This is a genomic window from Amycolatopsis taiwanensis DSM 45107, assembly GCF_000519205.1.
GTDB lineage: Bacteria > Actinomycetota > Actinomycetes > Mycobacteriales > Pseudonocardiaceae > Amycolatopsis_E > Amycolatopsis_E taiwanensis.
The window spans coordinates 42617-64460 of record NZ_JAFB01000034.1 but is presented as its reverse complement, the minus strand read 5'-3'; the positions used below and the strand labels follow the sequence as shown (position 1 = coordinate 64460).

5 protein-coding genes are annotated in these 21844 nt (G+C 66.1%); 1 reads left to right on the top strand and 4 read right to left on the bottom strand.

What is annotated here, in order from left to right; genetic code table 11:
- Positions 1–17: 17 nt before the first annotated feature.
- Entirely contained in the window at positions 18–19193 is a 19176-nt protein-coding gene (locus A3CU_RS0125660) for a preprotein translocase subunit SecA (RefSeq protein WP_211246510.1), read from the bottom strand.
- A gap of 664 nt (positions 19194–19857) precedes the next feature.
- On the opposite strand from A3CU_RS0125660, the gene A3CU_RS52695 reads away from it, so the two are divergent.
- Positions 19858–20355 carry a hypothetical protein gene (locus tag A3CU_RS52695; RefSeq protein WP_156960541.1) on the top strand — a complete coding sequence of 166 codons (498 nt, stop codon included), beginning with the start codon at positions 19858–19860 and terminating at the stop codon, positions 20353–20355.
- 489 nt (positions 20356–20844) lie between these two features.
- Here A3CU_RS52695 and A3CU_RS50040 read toward each other — a convergent pair whose 3' ends face one another.
- From A3CU_RS50040 to A3CU_RS0125640, 3 genes are all read right to left on the bottom strand, one after another.
- Positions 20845–21045, bottom strand: a complete 201-nt coding sequence (locus A3CU_RS50040; protein ID WP_027944720.1) for a hypothetical protein — start codon at positions 21043–21045, stop codon at positions 20845–20847.
- A gap of 161 nt (positions 21046–21206) precedes the next feature.
- Positions 21207–21488 carry a hypothetical protein gene (locus tag A3CU_RS54675; RefSeq protein ID WP_245617342.1) on the bottom strand — a complete coding sequence of 94 codons (282 nt, stop codon included), beginning with the start codon at positions 21486–21488 and terminating at the stop codon, positions 21207–21209.
- Positions 21421–21651 carry a response regulator transcription factor gene (locus A3CU_RS0125640; protein ID WP_027944718.1) on the bottom strand — a complete coding sequence of 77 codons (231 nt, stop codon included), beginning with the start codon at positions 21649–21651 and terminating at the stop codon, positions 21421–21423. The genes A3CU_RS54675 and A3CU_RS0125640 overlap by 68 nt, the downstream gene beginning before the upstream one ends.
- Positions 21652–21844: the final 193 nt, after the last annotated feature.

The following is a 21844-nucleotide window of genomic DNA, read 5'->3' as shown; positions in this document are numbered from 1 at the left end:
CGCTCACTCGATTCCACTCAATTCAGAATGTTCGTGTCCTGAATGATGATGATGTTGATCCGCAGGCCCTGCGACAGCGCTGCCTCATAGTCTAGGACCTCCTGGGTCTGGGCTGGATCGAAGCCGGTGAGATCCACCACCGCGAAGTCCGATTTCTGCGCGTGGCGTGGAATCTGGTCCAGGAAGTTCTGGCGTTGCGCCGACCAGTACTGAGCTGCCTTCGGGCTGCCCATCGCGTCGAACAGCGTCCCGTTGCGGTCCTCGAAATCGCCTTCCGGCTTGTTCACACCCCTGAGGCCGGAATCGGGGAAGATCTTGCGCAACCGGTCGAGCGTTGCTTTCTCGTCGTCATTGAGGCCGCCGTCGTCCACGAGTTTCTGGTTCGCGAGCCGGTGTGCCCGCGCTGCGTTCAGCTCGTCGATCAGGACCTTGGCCTCGGCCACGCGGTCCCTCGAAGAATGCCCGCGGATCCGGAATTCCTGCTCGAATTCCAGTACCCGGCCGAGGAAGTCCTCATCGAACCTTGTGTAGTTCTCGACGGACATCACGACTTCGCCGTTGAAGGTGTAGGCCACGACCAGGTCGCCGAACCGCCCGAACGATGCCTGGCCGACCAGCACCAGCGGCGGTCCACGCTCACCATTGATGATCGTCTCCAGCCGCGGTGCACCCTCGATCCGCGGCGCGACCAGTTCCTCGAACTGGGCCTTGTCCGGACCCCTTAGCTCGTAGCCCTCGACCGCGGCCAGTGATCCGTTGCCCGGGGGGTCGCGCCACGGCCGTGCGACGTTGCGGTCGGCCCGCTGGGCCGTCCGCTGGTGGTGGGCCCGCAGGGTCGTGAGCACGGCGCGGAGGGTGCCGACGGTGGCCATGATGGCCAGCCCCACGGGGTGCCCCGTGGCCACGGCGGCGAGTCCGCCGATGACCGCGCTGGAGAGGAGGCGGTTCAGCCAACGCTGCTTGGACTGGTTGCGGGTGGGGCTCTTCATTCGTTCCCACGTCTGTTCGGCCAGCGGATAAGCAAAGCCGGCAACGGCCGTGATCGCGCCGGGTACCAGGGCCCAGAGTGTGCCGCCGAGCAACTGCCCGAGGACCGCCAGCGCGTAGCCCATGAGCGAGGTGTACATGATGAACGCGGCATTGGCGCCTTTCTTGGCCGGTTGGCGGCCAAGAAAGATTTCGGCGTCGAATCCGAGTTTGGTGATGTTGTAGGAGCTGGTGGCCAGGCCGTAGGCGGCGATGGTCAGCAGCAGGCTGTGGGTGGGGCTGATGGCCTGGTTCGCGAGTAGCAGGAAGTTCGCGATCACCAGTGCCGGGAATCCGGCCAGGTGTTGGAGCCTGCGGTAGAGCGGGCGGGAAGAGCTGTCGTAGCCGGAGATCCCGTTGATCGCGACCGGCAGCGTGACGGCGAAGAACACAATGTCGGCAACAAGGTAGAGGGTGTTGATCCCCAACGTTATGGGATCTTGCGCGGTGAGGAGTCCGTACAGGTGGTAGAGACCGTTGGCCTGCCAGGTCAGCGGAAGCAGCAGGTCTCCGATACGGCTGGTGCGTAGCGCGCCGGCGATGACCATCCCGGTGACTGCTTTGATCCGGTCCCAGCCCAGCGAGTACAACGCTGTCAGGGTCCGGTCGCGGTCGGTGTGGTTTTCGGTGCGGCCCTGCACCGGGTCGGCGGCGGTGCCCAGCGGGGCGTGCACCACCAGCTGCATCAGCGCCACCAACTGCAGCAGCAAGCCGTCGGCCTCGGCACGTTTGCCCGGGGAGCGGACTTCTTTGCGGGCGTAGCGGTGCGCCGCCCAGGCGAGGATCTTGACGTCGTCGGTGTCGGCCAGTTGAGCGCGTTCGATAATCGCGTCTTGCTGCGACCGTAGATATTGGGACACCAGGTGCCGGAACGTGCTGATCCCGGTCCGCACGATGTAGGCGGCCATCCCGGCGATCGCGAGTTCGTAGCCGCCGACCCGCAGACCAGCCACCGTGCCCAGGCCGATCGCGATGCCCTGCACCACGAAGAAGATCCCGTAGCCGATCAGGTTGCGGGTCTTCAACAGTGTCACCAGGTTCTTGATCCCGGCCCTGGCCGCCAACTGGGTGCGTTCGTTGTTCTCCACCGCCGCACGGATGGTGCCCAGACGGCCAGCCCGCTCGGCCTCGGCGTCGATGCCGAACCCGTCGTGGAGCGAGTGGGTCAACTCATCGTCGATGGTGAGCCCGTCGTGGAGCAGGCGGGTTTGCTCGTCGGCGATCAGGGTCGCGGTGGTGACCTGGCCGTGTCCGAGCGCATCAGCATCGGTGGCGGGCGGTAGTGCGCGTTGGGTGGGCCGGTAGCGCCACACATCACGCACGAACGCGCCCGCATCAACCCACATGTTCTGCAGCGCAGTGACCAGTGCCCGCACCCGCAGCCGTGCTGCCGGCCGCTCACCCCTGGTGGTCGCGACGTCCATGGCTTTGAGGAACCTGATCGCTTGGGTCAGCTGCCGGTTGTCACGCCAGTTCGCGCCCGGGCCCAACAGTGGGCTCGGTCCGTCCACGGTCGCCCGCATGCCCGCGTTATGCAGGTCGGTGTGGCGGGCCAGCACGTCCCGTGAATACCTGGCGGGCAGTTGGTCAAGCACCGGGCCCCAGGTCGCCGCGTATTCACCCGCCGCACCCGGCTCACCGGCCGCCATCGCGGCTTTGGCCTCGAGCATCCAGGCGATCTCGTCGAACACCCACTGCTCGCTGACCTTTTGCGCCTCACGCCGTAGCCGGGCGGCGTTACCGTAGTTGATCAACCGGACGATCTCCTCACCGTCCGGACGTGCCAACAACGCCCGTATCAGTGACTCGATGTCGTGGTCATGACGCAGGTAGTGCGGCAAGCTCTCCGGCGACACCACATCACTACCACGCAGCAACCGGTCCCGGTTGGCCACGGCGAAATCCAGGAACCGTTCCCGCAGGGCGGGGTTTTTCTTGATGTGGCGGATGGTTTCGTTCCAGGACACATCGAAATACAGGTTGGGGAAGCCGTCCAACGCGAACTGCAACAGGTCCATATGCGCGAAGGTCAGCTCGGTGAACGTGCCCACCCCCAGATGCGCCCACACAATCCTGGCCTGCTTGAACACCGGGTCACTCGCCAGCAAAGCCAGGAACTCCATGGTGAACCGGTCATCGACCGGGCCCTCGGTATAGACACCATCAGCGTCCATCGGCGCGTCCCCACCATCACTGTGCAGGACGATCACCAGCCCGGTCCGCGCCAACGCCTTCAACAACCCCACCAAACGCTGGTTGTACATTTCCGGCGCACTGGTGCGCAGCACCCTGGCCTGACGGTGATGCCCCGCCACCTCCAGCAGGGTCTTCAAGCCCGCCACGTCCTGCTTGAGGATCTGCAACACGTCATAACGCGACACACCACCTTCGTCGCTGAACAGGGCTTTCAACGGGTTGTTTTCCAGCGTGGCGCGCAACTGGTCGCGGTGGGAGCCGGTGGCGAGTTCTTGTTTGACCAGGTTCGCCGCCGCGATCAGCTGCCGGCTCCACAGTTTGTACTCGCTGGTGACAATGCGGGACATCTGCCGGCCCAGCGAAATATGGACCGCTTCTTTCATCAACGTCGTCTCGGCCAAAAATGTCGCGATCGGGTTCAAAATCCGCATGAGCTTCACATAGAAACCCGCGTCGTCGGGGTGGCCGCCCACCGCGTCGTCCACCCGCTGCCCCGAGATCCCCGGTATGACCCGCCACCGCAGATGCGGCGGCAGTTGGGCTATCGCGTTCGCCAACAGGATATCGGTCAACGTCCCGTTCATCCGCAACGTCTGATAGTCGAACAGGGTGACCAGCTTGACCAGGTTCGTCAAATAGTAGAAAGCCTGACCGGCCGGGCCCGATCCCACACCACGCTGTGGGATCGGCGACACGACGATCAACCCCAGATGCCCACTGGCGGCCAACGCGTCCAGGAACTTCGCCAACCGCGCCACCGTGTCATTGATCTTGACGTCATAACCCCACAAGTGGAAATGCACATCCCACACCCGCTCGAACGACAGACGCGCCCCGCCAACACTACGGATGTCATCGATCGGCAGGTCGATACCGAGCACGGTCAGCAACTCGTTGACCTGCTGCGGGAAATCGTCACGACCGGGATCCAACGCCGCGAACTCGGCACGCAAATCCAACCCGCGCACCAGCTCCGCGAACTCGTCGCCCCTGCCCGTGACCGCCATAACCCCGATCGCGACCCGCCGCAACACCGGCAACAACACCCGATCCACAAACGCCGTCCGATAAGCCGGGTTCGGCGCATACCCGCGGGTGATCTCGTCAACCTCCAGGCGGGTCAACCCGGCCAGGAACACAATCCGCTCCAGCGACACACCCGCCTTGAACGCCTCCACCACATGCGGCGTGATCGCCTCAACATAACTGGCGTTCTCCCGCTGGGCACGGGCACGCGCGTAGGTCAACCGGTGCCGCTCCTGCTCCGCCGCCGACACCAGCGCGGCCATCCGCCTGCGCACCTCATCCAGCGCCCCGTCCTCATCCAGCAGCTGTGCCTCGTCGAGTGCCTCCGGGGTCGTGGCCGGAAGATAGTCCGCGGCTTGCACCGCCAGCACCACCTGACCCGGCAAACCCAGCGCACCAGCCAGCTCCCCCGTCAAAACCTGGGCAGGGACATCCCGGATCCAGGCCGGCCGCGCATCCAGCGCCGCCACCGCCTCGGCCAACCTACCGACCGAGTAAGCCTCATCCTCGCGGGCACGCCCACGAGCAGCGGCGAGCTCTTGCGCCTTGGCGGCCAACTTCGCAGGCGGACCGCGGATCGGGCGGGTCTGGCCGGCCAGCCAGCGCACCACCCAGTACGGCCGCCGCACGGTCTCCCCCGCGGTGGTGGAGGTGGGTTCGCGTACCGGGAACTGCGCCAGGCCCAGCAAACTCGCCCGCGCCGCACTACTCAACTTCTCAACCACCGGCGCGAGCCACGGCACCGTCCACACAATGTTCCGGCCCGCACGCCCGATCGCGGCGTCCACGACCGGCACAACGTCATCCCAGTCCCCCAGCGCTTTCCATTTCCTGGCCGCAGCGTGATACAACGCGCGCAGAATCTCGTGATGACGATCCTGCAGCATCCTGACCTGCGTCTCCGGGTCCTCCCCCACCAGCTTCATGGCCAACTCCGGCGGCGGGGAAATCGGCAGGTGCGAGGGGAACGGGCCACGCGTGGCAACCCACACCTCCGGCAGCCTCATCGACCGCGCTACGACAGCAACCGCGCCGGCCTCGTCCAGACCCCGCTCGTGCCGGACCTGCTGCACCCAATAATGCGCGCCATACAACACAAACGCCTGATAACGATCCAACGCCTCCACCAACGCGGCCTGCGCCGCACGCAATTCCCCGCCCACCACCACCGCCGGCCCAACCGGCCACACAAACAACCGCTTCCACAACACCGGCCGCACCAACCGCCCCATCACACCCACCACGGCACGCACCGCCGACCCGCGTACCGCACGCCGGGCGGGAGCCAGCTGTGACCACGTGGCCCGCGCTGTGGCGGGCAACTGCCCAATCCGACCCAGCATCCGAGGGCCGGCGGCGAGGACGCCTTCCCACAACAGCCGACCCGCTGCGGTACGCCCAAACGCTGCCCGCGGAACCAGCACCGACGGCGGTCCACGCTCACCATTGATGACCGTCTCCAGCCGCGGCCTGCCGACGGCCTCCGCCGAGGCGAACTCTTCGAACTCCGCCTTGTCCGTGCCGGTCAGCTCGTAGCCTTCGACCGCGGCCGGTGATCCGTTGCTCGCCCCACGCTCGTTGCCGGTTTGGGGCGGCGCGAGTTCGGTTCGGTCTGGTTGTGGACCGGCCTCCGGCGTCGTGGGAGGGCCGAGGTGCTGGGCGCGTGGCGGCGCCTGACCCTCGTAGAAGGAGTGTCGTGGTGCTGGGCGAATGGCGCGGTAGCGGTTCCAGGCGCCGCGAGCAAGGTAGGTGGCGGGGCCGGACAGGGCCAGGGCGGTTGCGGCCGCCATCATCGCGGGCGATTGGTCGAGCATCATCATTCCGAGGCTCTGCATGGCGCTCATGGCCACATAGGTGGCGGTGGGTCCCTTCTTGGCGGAGTCACGGCCGGTCTTGAGTTCGATCTTGATGCCCATCTTGGCCAGGACCCCGGTGCCTGCGGTGAGGCTGGCCGCTGTCACCGCCTGCGTCCACTGCCCGGCAAACAGGAACTGGGCGGTGAGTCCGGCGTTGGCCAGGGTCAGGGGGGTAAAGGCAAGGTTTTGCAGCTTGCGTAGCCCGGGGCTTGTGGCTTTGTCGTAGCCAGACCAGATAGCGGGCAGGGTGGCGGCGGCGAAGGCGATGTCCACTGGGAGGTATGCGGCGGACACCCATTGCGCCAGGCCGTGGGTGGTGAGGGCCTGGTAGAGGTGTCCGAAGAAGTGGGCCGCCCAGGTTGCGGCGATGATGGCGTTGATCGCGCGGCCCAGCGTTCCCGATTGTGGGTTCAGTCGGTTGACCGAGTCGACCGTTCCGCCGGTCAGCCGGTTGAGGTAGTCCTTCCAGCGGGAGAACAGCATGGTGGCCCAGATCCGCCGGTCCTTTGCGGTGACACCGTCGGGGAGTCGGAAGTGGACAGTGGCCAGGTAGTCGAAGAAGAACTGCCTGGTCCGCTCTTTGATCTTTTCCATGACTTCGGCGGCATGCTGCACGACGCCCGGGTATTCGCTGAGGAATTTCTTTCCACCGGGCTTGATGTCGCGGACGATCAGCTTGATATACATCTTCGCGAGCCGGTTGATCGCCTTGAAATCGATCCGCTCTCGTTCCATAAGCGCGTCGGTTGTGATCCGGATGTCCGTGGTGTGCGCGTTCTTGATGTTCGTCAGCACCGAACGCACTACGAAACCGACGCCGTTGGCCAGGCTGACCGCACCCGCGGTCAAGGCCGGGGTGAGCCCCATCGTGTATGCCGTGACACCAGCCGCCGCGGTGCTGGTCATCGCGGTCCAGCCCATGGTGGCGCGGCGACGCCACAACTGGTGAAGCCGGTTCATGGCGGCAGCGGATTCGTAGCGATCGCGCTCGGTGTTTTCCACATCGCGCAACACTCGCTCGATGAGTTCCTGCCGCTGCTCAGGCGTCATCCCTTCGGCGGCCTTCAACGCGTAATGCGCCGAGGCCAAGGCTTGCACGGTTTTCTCCATGCCCAGTTCCTCGGCTGTCTCCACCGGTCGCAGCCCGCCGCGTTCCTGCCGGTTCCGCCGGCCGGTGGCGGCCTTCTCCTGCCGCTGCCGCACGGAATCGGAGCGCTTGACCTTGGCGGCCTTGGCGAGTGTGAAGCCGCCGTACACGATCTGGTACGCCTTGATCGCGGACTCGATCTGCGGGTTACGTCGCCAGTCGCCACCCCATTCCCGTGGGCCCACGCCGGGGCCGAGAGCACGGGTGGGGTCGGGCTCGAAGGATTGCCGCAACCGCTGTGCCCGCTCGTGGAACGCCCGCTGGAACGACTCCGGGAATTCCGATATCAACTCCACCCACGCGTCGTGGTAATCGGAGAAGTACTCGTCGACAAACCGCTGACTGGTATCGCGCTCGGCGTCGTCCATCAGCCGCACATAATTCCCGCCGGTGATCTTGCGGACTATGTCCGCGCCGTCGGGATAGCGTTGAACGATGGTCACAAAGACCGGTTCCAACTCCGTGAAATGCCGCCACATCTGAGCACTGGGCATCATGCTGATGCCGTCCGAGCCGTACAGCAGCCGGTCCTGATGCTTGACCGCGAACTCGATGAACCGCTCGGCCACCGCCGGGTCGTCGTTGAGGTACTGCCCCAGCGGTGTCCACGAGTAGTCGTAGCGCAGCCCGGGGAAGAGGTCCAGCATCCGGTCCAGCCGGTTGATGTGGTCGACGGTCAGGTACGTCCAGTTGCCGACTCCCAGGTGTGCCCACACCAGCCGGTTGTTGCGGAACTCGGGGTGGTGCTTGAGCAGCGCCATCATCGGCATCAGGCCACGTTCATCCGGCGCCACGGACTCGAACAATCCGTTGAGCCCGACCTTTGCCCACCCGTTGTCGGAATGCAACAGCATGATCTGCCCAGTCTTCTCGTTAGCCCGCATCTTCTCCAGGAAATACGGGTTGAACATGTCCGGCACTTGTTCAGGCTGTTCAGGCAAGCTGTCGGCCAAATCGGAACGCCCCACCGATTCCAGCAATGCCCGCAGCGTCCGACCGTTGCCGACCAGGCGTTCGAAGAAATCGATCTGGCCCATTGCCGAGAGCCCGTCCGGGGCCACCACCAGGTCTCGCGCCCGTGCCGCCTCCTGCGGGTCGGTGAACCGTTTTGCCTCGAGGTCGGCCTTGATCTGCACCGCGGCGGCGACCGTGCGCTGGAGATGGGCGATCCAGTCCCGGTGGTAAATGGTGTTGGCCTGATCCCCGAGCAGTTGTCCGATGGCCTCCTTGTCGGCCGTCTGCTCCGCGCCCTTGGCGGCGCCTTCGAGCATCAGCATCAGCTGGTCGTAGCCGTGCGCGCCGGGGATGTCCCACCGCGTGCCGACCACTCCGGCGTCCGCCCGCCACCGCACGTCCTCCGGCAGCTCGCGAACCATCTTGAAGATCAACGCATCGGCCAGCTTGCCCTGCAGTTCCAGCAAGCCCTTCTTGTCGATCAAGCCCGCCCGCAGGCCATTGATCAGCCCGTAATAGGTCGCCCCACTGGCCGCCGCCAGGCCGAAGGCCCGCTCACGGATCGCCGAATACAGAATCCGGCCTTCGTCACCCAGTTCCTCCCGATACCGCAACTGCTTCTCGGCCAGGCTCTGCTTCGACCCGCCCTTGAACCACTTGAGGGCCTTCGCCACCCGAGACCACGAGCCCTCGTAACCGGCACCAAGGAACTGGAGGTCCAGCGCGTAGGACAGCAAATGATGGTGGATGTCGCTGAGGTCCTTGGTGGACAGGCGGCTGCGGAACAGCGCCGCGGCGGTGCCCCTCGTCACGCCCTTATCCACCAGCGCCTGCAACGAGTCCGGGTCGTTGGGATCAAGCGAGTCGAAGTAACGCATCAGTTCCGCGGCGTCGACACCGATCGCACGACCGAACGCGCGAATCCCGGAACGTCCCAGGAACGCCCGCGATTCCAGCACAGCGTCCACCACGGGCAACCGGTATCGCGGCGGTGTCTCCGACGTCCCCGGACTGGCCACCCGGCGAGTGATCTCCGTGACCTCGGTGTAGGTCAAGCCGGTACTCCGGGAGATCTCCCTCAACCGGGTGCCGTGATCGCTTGCCCGCACCACCGCTTCACGGACTTCCTCGACATAAACCTGATGGGCGACATCCCGATCCCGTTCGGCTACCAGGAAGCCGGTGATCGCCCGCCCCAACCGCGCCTCGTCGTCCTTGACCTGATTGGCGACTTCGCGCAGGCGCTCACCCAGGCTGCCACTCTTCGGCGGGGCGGTAGTGGTTTCCCCGGTCGCCCGGCGAGCGACCACATACCGGACCGGCAACTTCAGCGCCTTCGCCGCCGAGTCGGAGACCTCGACCCCGAGCGGTCCACGCAGCAAACCCGACGCCGCGCTCTTACGGCCGGCCAGTTTCAACCGCGCCAGCCGAAGCTCCGCCGCCGCGGCACGATATTCCCGCTCGGCACGCCGGCGCGAGGGTTCCGCGTCCTTGACCGCTTGCGCCAGCGCCCGCCGCGCCCCGACCAGGTTCCCGGCACTGTGGCCGGTCGAACCGAACGACTCCGCCAACTGGGGTTCATCCGGCTTCGGGTCGAATACCGGCCGGCTGCCCTCGTCCACGACCCGGTGTCGCGTATCCGTGACCACCCGGTCCACCGCCCACGGCACCAGACCGGCTTTGATCGCCCGGCGCTGCGCCTCATCGAGCTGCTGAAGAGCCTCGTCCCGAGCCGCGGTCCAGTCCCGTTCCGCCTCCTCCACCCGGCCGGCCGCCTCATCCGCGGCCGCCAAGAGTTGCGCCCGGTTCCCCGCGATCACGCCCAGGATGGTGTCGGCCGGCTTGCCGATGATCTGCCGGGCAACGCCCGGCGGCGGGACTGTCACAGCACGCTTCTGCAGCACATCCCGCGGTTCCAGGACCAGCGCAAGAACTTCCAGCGGGGTCATCTGATAGACCGTCGCGAGACTTGCCACGATCGGGTCGGCGTCGGCGGTAAAACCAGTGAGCGCACTCAGCTGCCGCGCTACCCACGGCAGGTGCGCCTCGTCCACATCGATCGCCCGCAAGGCCTCCGCGTAAGCGGCCCGGGCTTGTTCCATCGCTGCGCGGAGCTTGACTACACGCTCAGCGACCGCGTCGGCAACCTCCAGCAAGCCACGAGACTGCGGGAGAAGCACCTTCGCCTGCGCCGTGGCGTTCGCAACGGGTCGCTGGTCTGACGGTGGGCCCCGGCTCCGTTGGTCACTCGGCCGGACGCCGCCGGCTGCCCGGCCGCCACGGGCCGGGTCATCAGCCCGTGTCGGGGTCTGGCCGGGTTCATATGGGGGGAGAGCCGACGTGTCGGGACCGCGCGGCGTCCCGGTGGACAGGTCGCCACCCGCGGTCAACTCCGCGGTCGGCTGCTGCTCCACGGCCACGCCGGCGCGCTGGTCCACGACTCGCTGCACGGCACGGACCGCGTCGGAGACATCGCCATGACTGGCGCCGATTCCGTTGTCTGCCAGGAGCGCGTGCATCTGATCGCGAGCTTGAGCGAAGTCTCGGTTGTCCAGCGTGCCACGCTGACGCCGATCCAGACCAATGTCACCAATGGCGAAGAAGGCCTCGCGAGCCTGGTCGTTCAGTTTCCGCACCAGGTCGGTCACGTTGGACGGTGCCCGCGCCAACCACAGCACCGCGAGCGCGGCCGCGCTTGTGTACTGGTGCCTGGTCCGCTCCGCCTCATCGGTGACGCGCTGGGCCTCGATCGCGCGCACCGCCTTGAGCACCGCATCCCGGGTCGGCTTGTTCCAGCCGAGCCTGTGCACCCGGTTGAATGCCTTCATCGCGCCGGGTGCCTGCATCGACAGCAACGCCAGCCGCGACGTGGCATCCAGCTTGCCCGCCGACGCGACCACGTTCAGCGGCACACCGGCTTGCAGCAACCGCGACGGCACCGTCTCGGCTTCCCGCGCCTGCTCGGCCACGAACCGGTCTTGCGCGGTCCGCTCGCGACCCAACTGGCCAACTACAGCCAACGCCGCCTCGACGAGCACCGGGTCCCAGCCGTGCCTGACGACGAAGTCGTCCATCGCGGCGACCTGCTCGCCCTCCGGCAGCCCGCTGATTTCGAAGAACGCTCGACGGCCGATCTGGTCGAGACCATTCACGGCTCCGATCACGCCGTCCGGCGCCCCGACCCGGCGTAGCGTGTTCTCGGCCCACGCCGAGTCACCGTGATCGACATTACCGATGGGGTTGGCGTGACTGGCGGCGAGCGCCGCGGCCTCGGCGCGCAGTTGCGCGGCGCGGGCGTCCGCCTCGGCCCGCACAGCGTTTGCCTGCCGCCCGGCATTCGCGCGGATCGCGCTCGCGACAGCCTCGCCCTGCGCACGCGCCCGTGCCGCGTTGGTCCGCGCCGCAGCGGCTTGCTTGCGGCCCAGATACCATGGCTGCCCCTCGGGCTGCCGTGCCCGGGCGGCCTTCTCCGCCGCGTTCGCGCGGTCCTCGCCAAGTGTGCGCGCACGGGTCGCGCCGTTCTCACCATCCTCGGCCACCGCGTCGGCCTGGTCGTTGAGCAGTCGAGCACGTTCGGCGGACGAACCCGGGACGAACCGGCGCTGCGGGATGAGCCCTGCCACCCGCTCGGCGACGTCCCCGAGCGATGTGCCCGGAATCGCGTGCGTCAACGTCGCAATCGGGTCTGCGGCGTCGCCGCCGGTAAGCCCGTTGAGCATATGCGCCAACCGGTCTTGGGTTTCCGCGGTGACGCCCGGCACGACGACGTTCGGGTTCGTCATCGCCGCGACCGCCGAGGCCAGTTGCGCGGAGTCGATCCCGGCCAGGTTCGGACCCCAATCACCCGTCGCGATGGACGACCCGTCGTTACCGGACCGGCTCGACAGGTTGTACCAGGCACCACCGGGCTTGCGGTTCTTGCCCGGGTCCCACGGGCGCGGGTTGTCCTGCCGCCTGGTGAGCCGATCCGCCGCGGCCTTGACCAGAACGTCCGCGAACTTGGCCTCCTTACTGCCCGCGGTGATCGGGGCGAGCACGGCCTGCTCGGCCGGCCGGTCATAGCGCCAACCCTGGGCCACATCCCCGGTGAGCGAGATGTTTTGCCGCACACTTCCGTTGTCACCCTTGCGCGCCGACCGGCCACGGAACTGCTCCAGCAAGCGGGCGGAATACACGTTGTTGATCTCGGTGTGCAACCCGTCGGACACCTGCGGCTTGATGTCGAAGCCTCGCGCGGCCTGACCCGTCGCGATCGTCACCACACCCGGCTCGCCGGCCCGTTTCACCATGCCGGCCGCTTCCTCAGCCGTGGTGAAGTGGTCCATGCGCTGGATCTTCTCCGGCGACACGCCCGCATCGATCAGCCGTTGCTCATACTCGTAGAGCTCGGTGATGTACTTGATCCCGACCAGGACCGGGCGGCCGTCCTTCGCCATCTTGGCCACATCATTGGCCGAGTTCGCCAACTTGCTCGCGGTGTTCAGGTTTTCGACCGTGCCGTGGTCGGTCAGGCGTTCTTCGAAGTTGTCGAAATGCCGCTTTACCGCGACCGCACCCAGTTCGTCCCGTCCGCTGAGCTTCGCCGCCAGGCCCGCCCCGGTCGCGGTCATCCCAGCCACCTTCTCGTAACCGAGAATGTGCTGAGCGACCGTGAGACCTTCGTGTTTGGCCGGGTCCACCTGCACCAGATCCCACCGAGCCGCGTCCCCCTTGCCCGCCACGAAGTTCTGGTACTCCAGGTGGGTGTGCACCGAGTGGGCGCCGCCGGTCGAGCCCATCCAGCGCCGCCCGTTCAGCTCCACACCGGCCTCGTTGTCCAGGATGACGATCCTGCCGTCCTTGACCGCGTACTCCGGCTGGCTGTCGCGGTTCTCCTTGTTGAAGTCTTTCCAGTCCACAACGTGCTGCAGCTCGTGCCAGTCCACACCGTTCTTCAGCTTGGCCGACAGCGCGCTCTCGACCTCCGCCTTGAGCCTGCTGTCCGCGCCGAGCTCGATCCCCTCCTGGGCCCGCAGTACACGCAGATCCTCCGCGGTCAACACGGCGTGGCCGAGGTCCTTCCACTCCGACTTGGGCTCGATTCGGTTCGCGATGGCGTTGGCCTCGGCCAGCAACGCCTGATCCTGCGGGGTGGCCTTCCGGGTCAATTGATCTGACTTGAAGTGCATGGTGTGGAGGAGGTCGACCAGGGCGTTGTCGGCCTCGTCGAACAACGCGATGTCGGCCCAGCCCGACCTGGTCGCCGCCGCTGGCGTGTGCCGGTTGTTCCACGCGTCGAACATGAACCCACGGACGTCACCGACCTTCACAGACGCTTGGTGTGCCTGGAAGGTGTCCCACCACGAGGTGGTGCCCTCCCGGACCCGGCCGACCAGGAAGCGCAACCCGGTCAAGCTGTCCAGGTGGGCGAAGAAGTCTTCCAGCTCTTTGTGGAACTCGCGGGCGTTGACCTCGTTGTTGGTCCACAGCTCGATGTCCTTCGCACCGCCGCGCAACAGCCAGGTAGCGGTCGCGGCAAGCCCGTCGATCGTCTTGCCCTCACCGGTGACCACCTGCGCGATGCGGCCGTCCAGCAGCCCCTTGACACCAGCAATCTGTTCCGGCCAAACAGCGAAGTCCGGTTCTTTCCCGGTGGTGTGCTTCATGTGTTCAAGGACCTCGAACACCAGTGCCGCGACCTGATTTTCGGGCAGCTTGCTCAGGTAGTCCCGGGCGGCTTCACGCGCGGACTCCGCGTCCTCGGCGCGGTTCAGCACGTCCTGCAGCTTCCGCAGTGCACCGCTCTTCTCAGCGGTGATCTGCCCGATATCGTCGGCGTAGCGCTCGGTGGCCTCCGGCAGAACCTCGGCGCCATCCGGGCGAACCTCAGCGGGCCTAACCTCAACATCCGGGCGGACCTGAGCATCCGGGCGGACCTGAGCATCCGGGCGGACTTCAGCGCCATCCGATGGCTGGTGGTTGCCGGCGCTTTCGCCCGGGTGCCGAACCTCACTGTTCTCGCCGTCGCGACGGCGGCTGCGGCTGCTCTCGTGGTTGCCCGAGACGGACTCGTTCCGCGGCGGTGTATCCGGCAATGGCACGGGCCTGGTCCCACCGCCTTGCGGATCGACGGGCGCGTTGTTGCGTTTCGTCTTCCCGGTTGAGCCCGACTTGGTCTTTGTGCCGGTCTTGTTGCCGTTCTTCGTCTCCGCGATCTTGTTCTGGACCGCGACGTCAACGTGTTCGGGCAACCGACCGAACGCCGAGCGGCTCGCAAGGTCGTCGAGCAGGAGTCCGCGTGCCTCCCAGAGCAGGTCCAGCTCGCGTTTGACCATCTCCCACCCGCCGCGTCTCTCGGCGGCGGCCCTCAGTTGAGCCTCGTTCCGCTGTTCCTCCCGCGGGTAGTCATCGCGCTCCGCGAGTCCCCGGCGGGTGAACTCGGTCAGCTCCTTCTTCTCGAGAAGACTGTCCTGCGCGGCCTTGAAGGCTTCCTCCACCGCCGTCCTTGCCGCGAGGCCTCCCGCCGGCTTCAGCCCGCGTCGCTCGAAGACGTTCGGGGCGTCCATGCCAAGGCGGTTCTTCGCCTCCGCCAGGTCCCGGTTCTTCTTGTTCAGACCGGCAAGTCCCGAGTCGGCCTTGACCTCGTTGCGGACCGCGCGCCCGCGCAACCAGCCGGCGACCCCCCAGCGCTTGGTCAGGTTGTGCTGTTCCGCCAGGCCACCCTCGGCGGGAGCACGCCCCGGCCGGACAACACCAACATCAGCAGCCGGCCCCGCGGCATCACGCGGCCCCGCCACGCCACCCTCATCCAAGGCACGACCCGGCCGGACAACACCAACATCAGCAGCCGGCCCCGGCTCCTGCCGACTGCCATTGGCCGCCTGGATGCGCTGCTGGGAAGCCTGCACACCACGGTTTTCCACCGCCTCAGCGGCTTTCCTGTAACCGGCGGCCCGCACACCCGCAAGTGCGCGCGATACCTCGCTCGCGCCCTTGATCACCTGCTGAGAAAGACCCTCGTCGGCAAGCGTGGTGATCGTACGTCCAATAGGACCGCCGACGGCTTCGCCGGCTTCCCGCGCGAGCACCTTGCCGGCCGCGGTGAACGGCTTGAACGGAGCGGCGCCGATCCGCGCCGGCAGTTGCGCGGCTATCGCGGCCGCCTTACCGCCGTAGACCCCAACCTTCTGCCCGGCGTTCAACGCATGCTTGGCCAGCGTCGCCTGCCCCGCCGCCTTCGCCGCTGCCTCAGGCGTCTCCCACTTCGCCGAGTCCGCGATAACCTGCGCGGTCCCGTTACCGCCGACCTGGAACAAACGAACGCCCTCGCCGACCCCCTTACCGCGGCCCGCCCACTCGGCGGGCAGACCACGGTTCATCTCGGCCGGCTTCAGCGCACCGTCCGCGACACCGCGAGCGAACGTGGCCAGCGCGGAAGTGGCCGCACCCCGTGCACCGGCTTCGGCGCCGGCCCGCACCGCGGCCTCCGCACCGATCTTCAGTGCGCCGCCAACCGGGCCCGTGATCGGCAGTGCGTCGGCGAGCACGAAGATCGGGTGGGCGCTGAAGTCGGCCTTCGCCTTTTCCCAGTTCGTAATCCGGTCCCAGTCGTTCTTCAGCATGCTCGGCAATATCCCGGCAATCGGATACACCCGGGACGTGTACTCGAACCCGTCCTCACCGGCCCGCTTGGTCAGCCCCGGAGCGGCGTACTTTCCGCCGGAGATGTTGTAGGCCGCTTGACGGATCCCGTTGACCACGGTGTCCGCCGTCCCGGCGGTCAAGAAGGGAAAGACGTTACCGGCCGCGGTCGCGGCATCCTCGCCGGCGCGATGCACGAACCGAGCGCCGTTGGCGTACGTCGAGGTGTCGTGCTCGAGGTCGATACCAACCAGGTTGTTCAGGCCGACTCCGGCGTCCCACGCCAGGTTCACCGCCCCCATCAGCGGCAAGGTGAGCATCTCCCCGGATTTGTGCATCGCGTCTGCGAGGAGCGTGGGACTGTACTCGCGCTGGACCGTATTCAGGTGGTCGCGGAACTTCTCCGGCAGGAAAGCGGTGTTCTCCTCCCACCGATCCGGTTTGACCGCGCTCTGCCCGACCATGGCCTTGAGCGTGTCTTCCTTCTGCTTCGGTGTGCCGGTGATGCCGTACGCCCGCCAGAACTCGGCCTCGGTCGTCGGGTTCAGCAGCTTCGCCGTCGCGAGCGCGTTGTTCGCCTCGGTGCCCTTGGATGTCGTGGCGAAGGCGCTGGTCGCATACGCCGCGAAATTCGCCCGCTGGTCATCGGTGAGCATCGCGTTCTGCTGCAACCGCACCTCGTCCTGCGCCCGGACGGCGATGTCGAAATACTGCTTCTGGGTCTTGTCGTACCCGAGCTTCGCGGCCTCTTCATCCAGAATTCGGTCGCGATCCTTGGCCGGCGCGTTGAGGACCCGGACGACCGCCTGCTCGCGCGGGGTCAGGGACTTGACGCGCTTCCAGTCGACACCGTCGTAGTTGTCGAAGTTCGCCTTCTGCGCCTGGGACTCCAACGCCGCCGGCAGGTCGGGCAACAGCGTCGACGGCAACTTGAGCCCGTTCGCCGTGGCGTCCTTGGACAGGGTCGCCGACTCGTACTTCGCGCGCGCATAGATGTTGCCGGCGCCCACCGCCGCAGCGAGTGCGCGGTCCGCGGCGGTCTTCGGGTTGCGCACCTGCGGCAACTTCGCCAACCGATCAAAGGTGTCGATGGTCTTGCCCTCATCGACCAACTTGCGCAAGGCCGTCGAACTGTTCGGCGAGGTGCCGGTCGCCTTCGAGCCGTCGCTGGACCAGCTCTTCAGCATCTGGGCGTCGACCCCACGCAGATCATGCATTGCAGCGGCGAGTTTGCCGCGGTAAGCATCGGCCTTGCGCGGGTCCTTCGCCGCGGCCAACCCGGCCAGCGCGTCGACCTCCCGCTTCTGCATGGCCAGCACCTTGTTCTTGGCCGCGGTGACCTGCTGACTCGTCGGCGCTGTCTTCGGGTTGTAACCCGGAACGAGCGCGGCGATCAGTTGCCGGTCACCCGCCTTCGTCTGGTCGAACGCGTCGATGGGGGTGCCGGTGTAGGTGTTGCTCCGCACCTGCATCAGCGCGTTGTGCGCGGGCAAGCCGTCCTTCAAGAGATCGAACCCCTGCTTGTTGATCCGCGCTACCACGGGGGCGATCTTCTTGGCATTCTTCGCCGGGTCCTGCGCCAGCGTGGCCAGCGTCTTCAGGTCCTTGCCCAGCGGGCCCGACTGGGTGAACTCACGATCCTTCTTCTGGTCCTGCAGTTGCAGCGCGGCTGCCTTGGCTCGGTCGGCGAGGGTGATCGTCGGCAGCGATGCGTTGTACGCCTGCTTCTCCTGGTCGCTGAGGCCGGCGTACCGCCCATCGCTCATCAACGGCAGGAACGACTTGTTCCCGAGGCCATGCTCGTTCGCCGCGACCCGCTCGTCGACGGTGTAGGCGGGACGGGACTTGCCCGGCGCGTACCGCAGCGAACCATCCGGGTTCTTCGTCGCCAGCACCCCGTTGGTCGGCTCGACATAGTCGTAGACCTTTCCGCCGGGAGTCGCGCCCTTCTGCACACAGCTCGGGTTGCTACAGGCAACCAAACCGCCCTTGCCCTTGGCGTCCGGGAACACGACGGTGACACCGCCAAGCGTGTGGGTGTCCGTGCGAACCGTCTTCGCGTCACCGAAGTCGTCTGTGACCGTCTTGGCGACGGCGCCCTTGCCGCCCTTGGGCACGAACTGCCCGTCATGGATCACCGTGCCGTCGGACTCGGTCACCGTGATGTCGGCGGCATGCGCGGTCATCGACCCCGGTTGGTTCTTGTTCGGCCCGAACACCCACGCGGCGTAGCCGCCCTTGCCGGTGGAACCGTCCCGGCCGGTGACCACCTTGGCCTTGTTGCCGTAGGTATCGGCGATCTCGCCACGACCTTTGACGACCGCGGCGTCTTTCGCCCGGCCGTTGGCACCGATCGTCATTTGTACCGTGTCGGACTTGGTTTCGTCGGTACCGACCTTGACCTTCTGCCCGGCCTTGGCGGTAATACCGGTCTGCTTCCGGAAATTCGTGTATTCGTCCGCGGTCAACGTGATCCGGGTAGGGCCCTGGTCCCGCTTCGCCGGCGCATCAACCTTCAGCGAACCACCGCCCGGCACATTCGCCTCACCCAGCTTCGGATCCTTGTAACGAACCGTGCTGCCACTCACAGTGGTAGTCGTGCGACCACTCGGGCCAGGACGAATGGCGACCGTACGGTGGGTGATCGGTCCAGTCGTGTCGACCTTCGGCAGGTCCTTCCCGTGTACGGCGATGGCCCCATGCGCACCGTCGGTACTCGCGACCCGAACCGGTTTGCCCTTGTCCGTGGTGTCCACGACCTTGGTGGCCAGATTCTCCCCGTTGCTGCTGCTGGCCCGGGTCGCCGGCAGACGATTCTTACCCTTGCCGGATGCGGGGAGGTACGACGACGCCTTCCCACCAGGAAGAATTGACGCCTTCTGCTTGGTTCCGACCATCGCGTCGAGCGAGACTTTGCTCTTTGCGCACTCGGCCTGAGTCGTACAGGACACGAAGCTGACGGTGCCTTTGCCATCCGATGCCAACGCGTAGTAGCCGCCGGTCTTCAACTGACCCGTGGTGGAGATCTTCGGGTACTTCTTGCCCTTCGGGGTTACCCGCATCGAACCGGGATCGTCGAAGTTGACCGGCTTGTTGTTCGCGAACCTCGGAATCTTGGGCACAACCGTCAGACTCGACCTGCCACTGTTGATGACATCGTTGAAAGCGCGAAGATCCGGGTCCTTCCCCTTGGCCTGGTCCGCCTTCCGGGTGGCGTTTTTGCTCGCCTGTGCGCTTGCCTTCTTGGCTGCCGCGCTCTTCTGCTGCGACGCCTTCGCGACCGCTGCTTGCTTCTTGGCCGCGGCGTTGTAGGCCTTCGTGTAGTCCGCAGTCGACTTGTAACCAGCCTGCTTCGCCCGCTGCTTCACCACCTGCGGCGACAACACATACGGCGAATCCGACCCCGTCAACGCCTTCGACGACGCTTTCGGCAAGAGCGGCGAAGCAGCCGGAGCTTTCGTCGGCGTAACCGACGGCGTCTTCACCCCGGACGGCGACGACGACGGCTTCGCCTTTGACGTTGGCTTCGGCGAGGACGTCGGCTTAGGCGTAGACGTTGGCTTCGGCGACGACGTCGGCTTAGGCGTCGATGTTGGCTTAGGCGTCGATGTTGGCTTAGGCGTAGACGTCGGCTTAGGCGTAGACGTCGGCTTCGGCGTAGACGTCGGCTTCGGCGTAGACGTCGGCTTAGGCGAGGATGTCGGCTTCGGCGACGACGATGCCTTCACATCCGGCGCTTTCTTCTTGGCCGCGTCGTTGTATGCCTTCGTGTAGTCCGCAGTCGACTTGTAACCAGCCTGCTTCGCCCGCTCTTTCACCACCTGCGGCGACAACACATACGGCGAATCCGACGCCGTCAACGTCTTCGTCGGCGTAACCGACGGCGTCTTCGCCTTCGACGTTGGTTTAGGCGAGGCTGTCGGCTTCGGCGTAGACGTTGGCTTAGGCGTAGACGTCGACTTAGGCGACGATGTCGACTTCGGTGAGGATGTCGACTTCGGCGTAGACGTCGATTTAGGGGAGGATGTCGACTTGGACGACGACGTCGGCTTAGGCGTAGACGTCGACTTCGGTGAGGATGTCGACTTGGACGACGACGTCGGCTTCGGTGTCGATGTCGGCGTCGGCTTTGGCGACGGTGTCTTCGACGGCGACGACGATGGCTTGGAGGCAGACGACGAGCCGCCGTCAGCCGAAGCGTTGCTAACCGCCGACGCCGATGCGGTACCGAGTACCGAACACAAGACCCACAACACCAGCCCGCACGCCGCTCCCGCGGCGAACACCCACAGCATCCGACGCAACAACCGGGCAACGGTCATCAGACCGCCACCTGGCCGCACGCGGATCGGGGTACACGCCATCGGAAACTACGCTCCAAGAGGTCATAGCAGCGCCGGGCCGAATGGCCCATCGACCGCATCAGCAGAAGGAAGATCGAGCAGAATCCGGTCCCCGGTACATCGAGGACCACCAGGCTCTGTTGTGGCGAACTCACACAGCAGGAACCACACCGCACGACGCGCGTAAAACCAGCACGCCATCAGCGGACGCTCAACCGATCACAATCACCGCACGCGGGTCTTCAGCGCACCGTGAAATGACCTTGGGCGAGACCTTATCCACAGCAGGATCGCCCGTCAACCCCGCGCTACTGCACCGCCCCGGGTTCGATGCCAACCTCTGACGTGAGGAACAGTTGCAATGCCTATCAAGCACGTCGCGGCGCCGCCTCGAAGACAGGTGGTCTCCCACCGGCCTGCCCCGGCACCGGCGCGAGTGGGTTCTGTACCTTCCTGGTGGCCAGCTGTAGCTTGGTGGTCCAGCCGCCACCTACGACGAAGACCGATCTCAGATTCACCCCCATGATGGGCAGGTCGATGCCGGCTCGCTGGGCTAACCGGTGAAGCTACCGAGGGTTGGCGAGAACGTAGGCGCTAACCTCACCGCCGGAGTCAAGTTGTATGAGCTCGCGTGGATCACTGTCGAGTGGCGACAGATCTTCTGCACTTGTGGTAGTCATCTGGCCGGCACTCGCAATGCCGGCCCCTGACGCTTCGGGTTGGTGTTCCAGTGCGCGATGTAGTCCCGGATCTGCTTGATCAGCACCTTCACGCTGGAAAAGGCGCCCCGGCGAATCGACTGACGGGTGATGATCCCGAACCGGGTCTCGATCCGGTTGACCCGCGAGGCTCTCTTCGGGATGAAGTGAAACTGCACGCTCGGATGAGCATCCAGCCACGTCTGGGTCGGGGGTGGCGTGAATGAACAGGTTGTCCAGCACTACGAAAATCTACTTGCCCGCGTGGAATTTCACCGCTTTCGTCAAGAACACCAGAAAGTTCGCGCCGTTGCGGACCGGGTGACATTCGCCGAACACCTCACCGGCGCCGACGTCCAGCGCCACCGGGCGGCTCCAGATACAGTCCGACGATGTCGGCGACCTTGTCCGCGAATTCCGGATCGTTACTGATATTGAAGGTAGCCTGCCGGTGTGGCTGAATCACTTTGTCCCGCCACAGCTTCGCCACATAGTGATGCGACACGGACACACCCTCGGTGCGGGCGATGTAGCTGGCCATCCCCCGCGTCGACTTAACCGCGAATCGTCGCGCGACCTCGATGCCGCCGGGATCCGGCATCTGCAGGTTGAGCAGCGCCACGTCTGAGCGGCGCCACGTCGGGTCGTAGGCGCGGCGCCGCGGCGAGCGCCTCGTCGCCGGAGTCGGCCTGGCCGATGACCTCGAAAACGACCTTCAGGTCGAGCAGACCGGTGATCGCATCGCGGACGAGGTGCTCGTCGTCGGCGACGAGGATGCGGATCATCCGCGATCTCCTTCCGTGAGCGGGACGATGGCGTCGAGCAGGAACCAGTCGCCGTCGCGCCGCGTCTCGACCCGCCCCCGACTGCGTGGAGTCGTTCGGACATCGCGCGCAGTCCGGTGCCGACGTTCAGGTTGATCCCCCCGGCTACGTCTGCGACGCCGGCCATCGGAAAACCGGGCAGTGCCGGTGGGTG

Bases quoted from the DNA above. Each gene is read 5' to 3' on its own strand.
- A3CU_RS0125640 (WP_027944718.1), bottom strand. From the start codon at position 21,651: ATGATCCGCATCCTCGTCGCCGACGACGAGCACCTCGTCCGCGATGCG.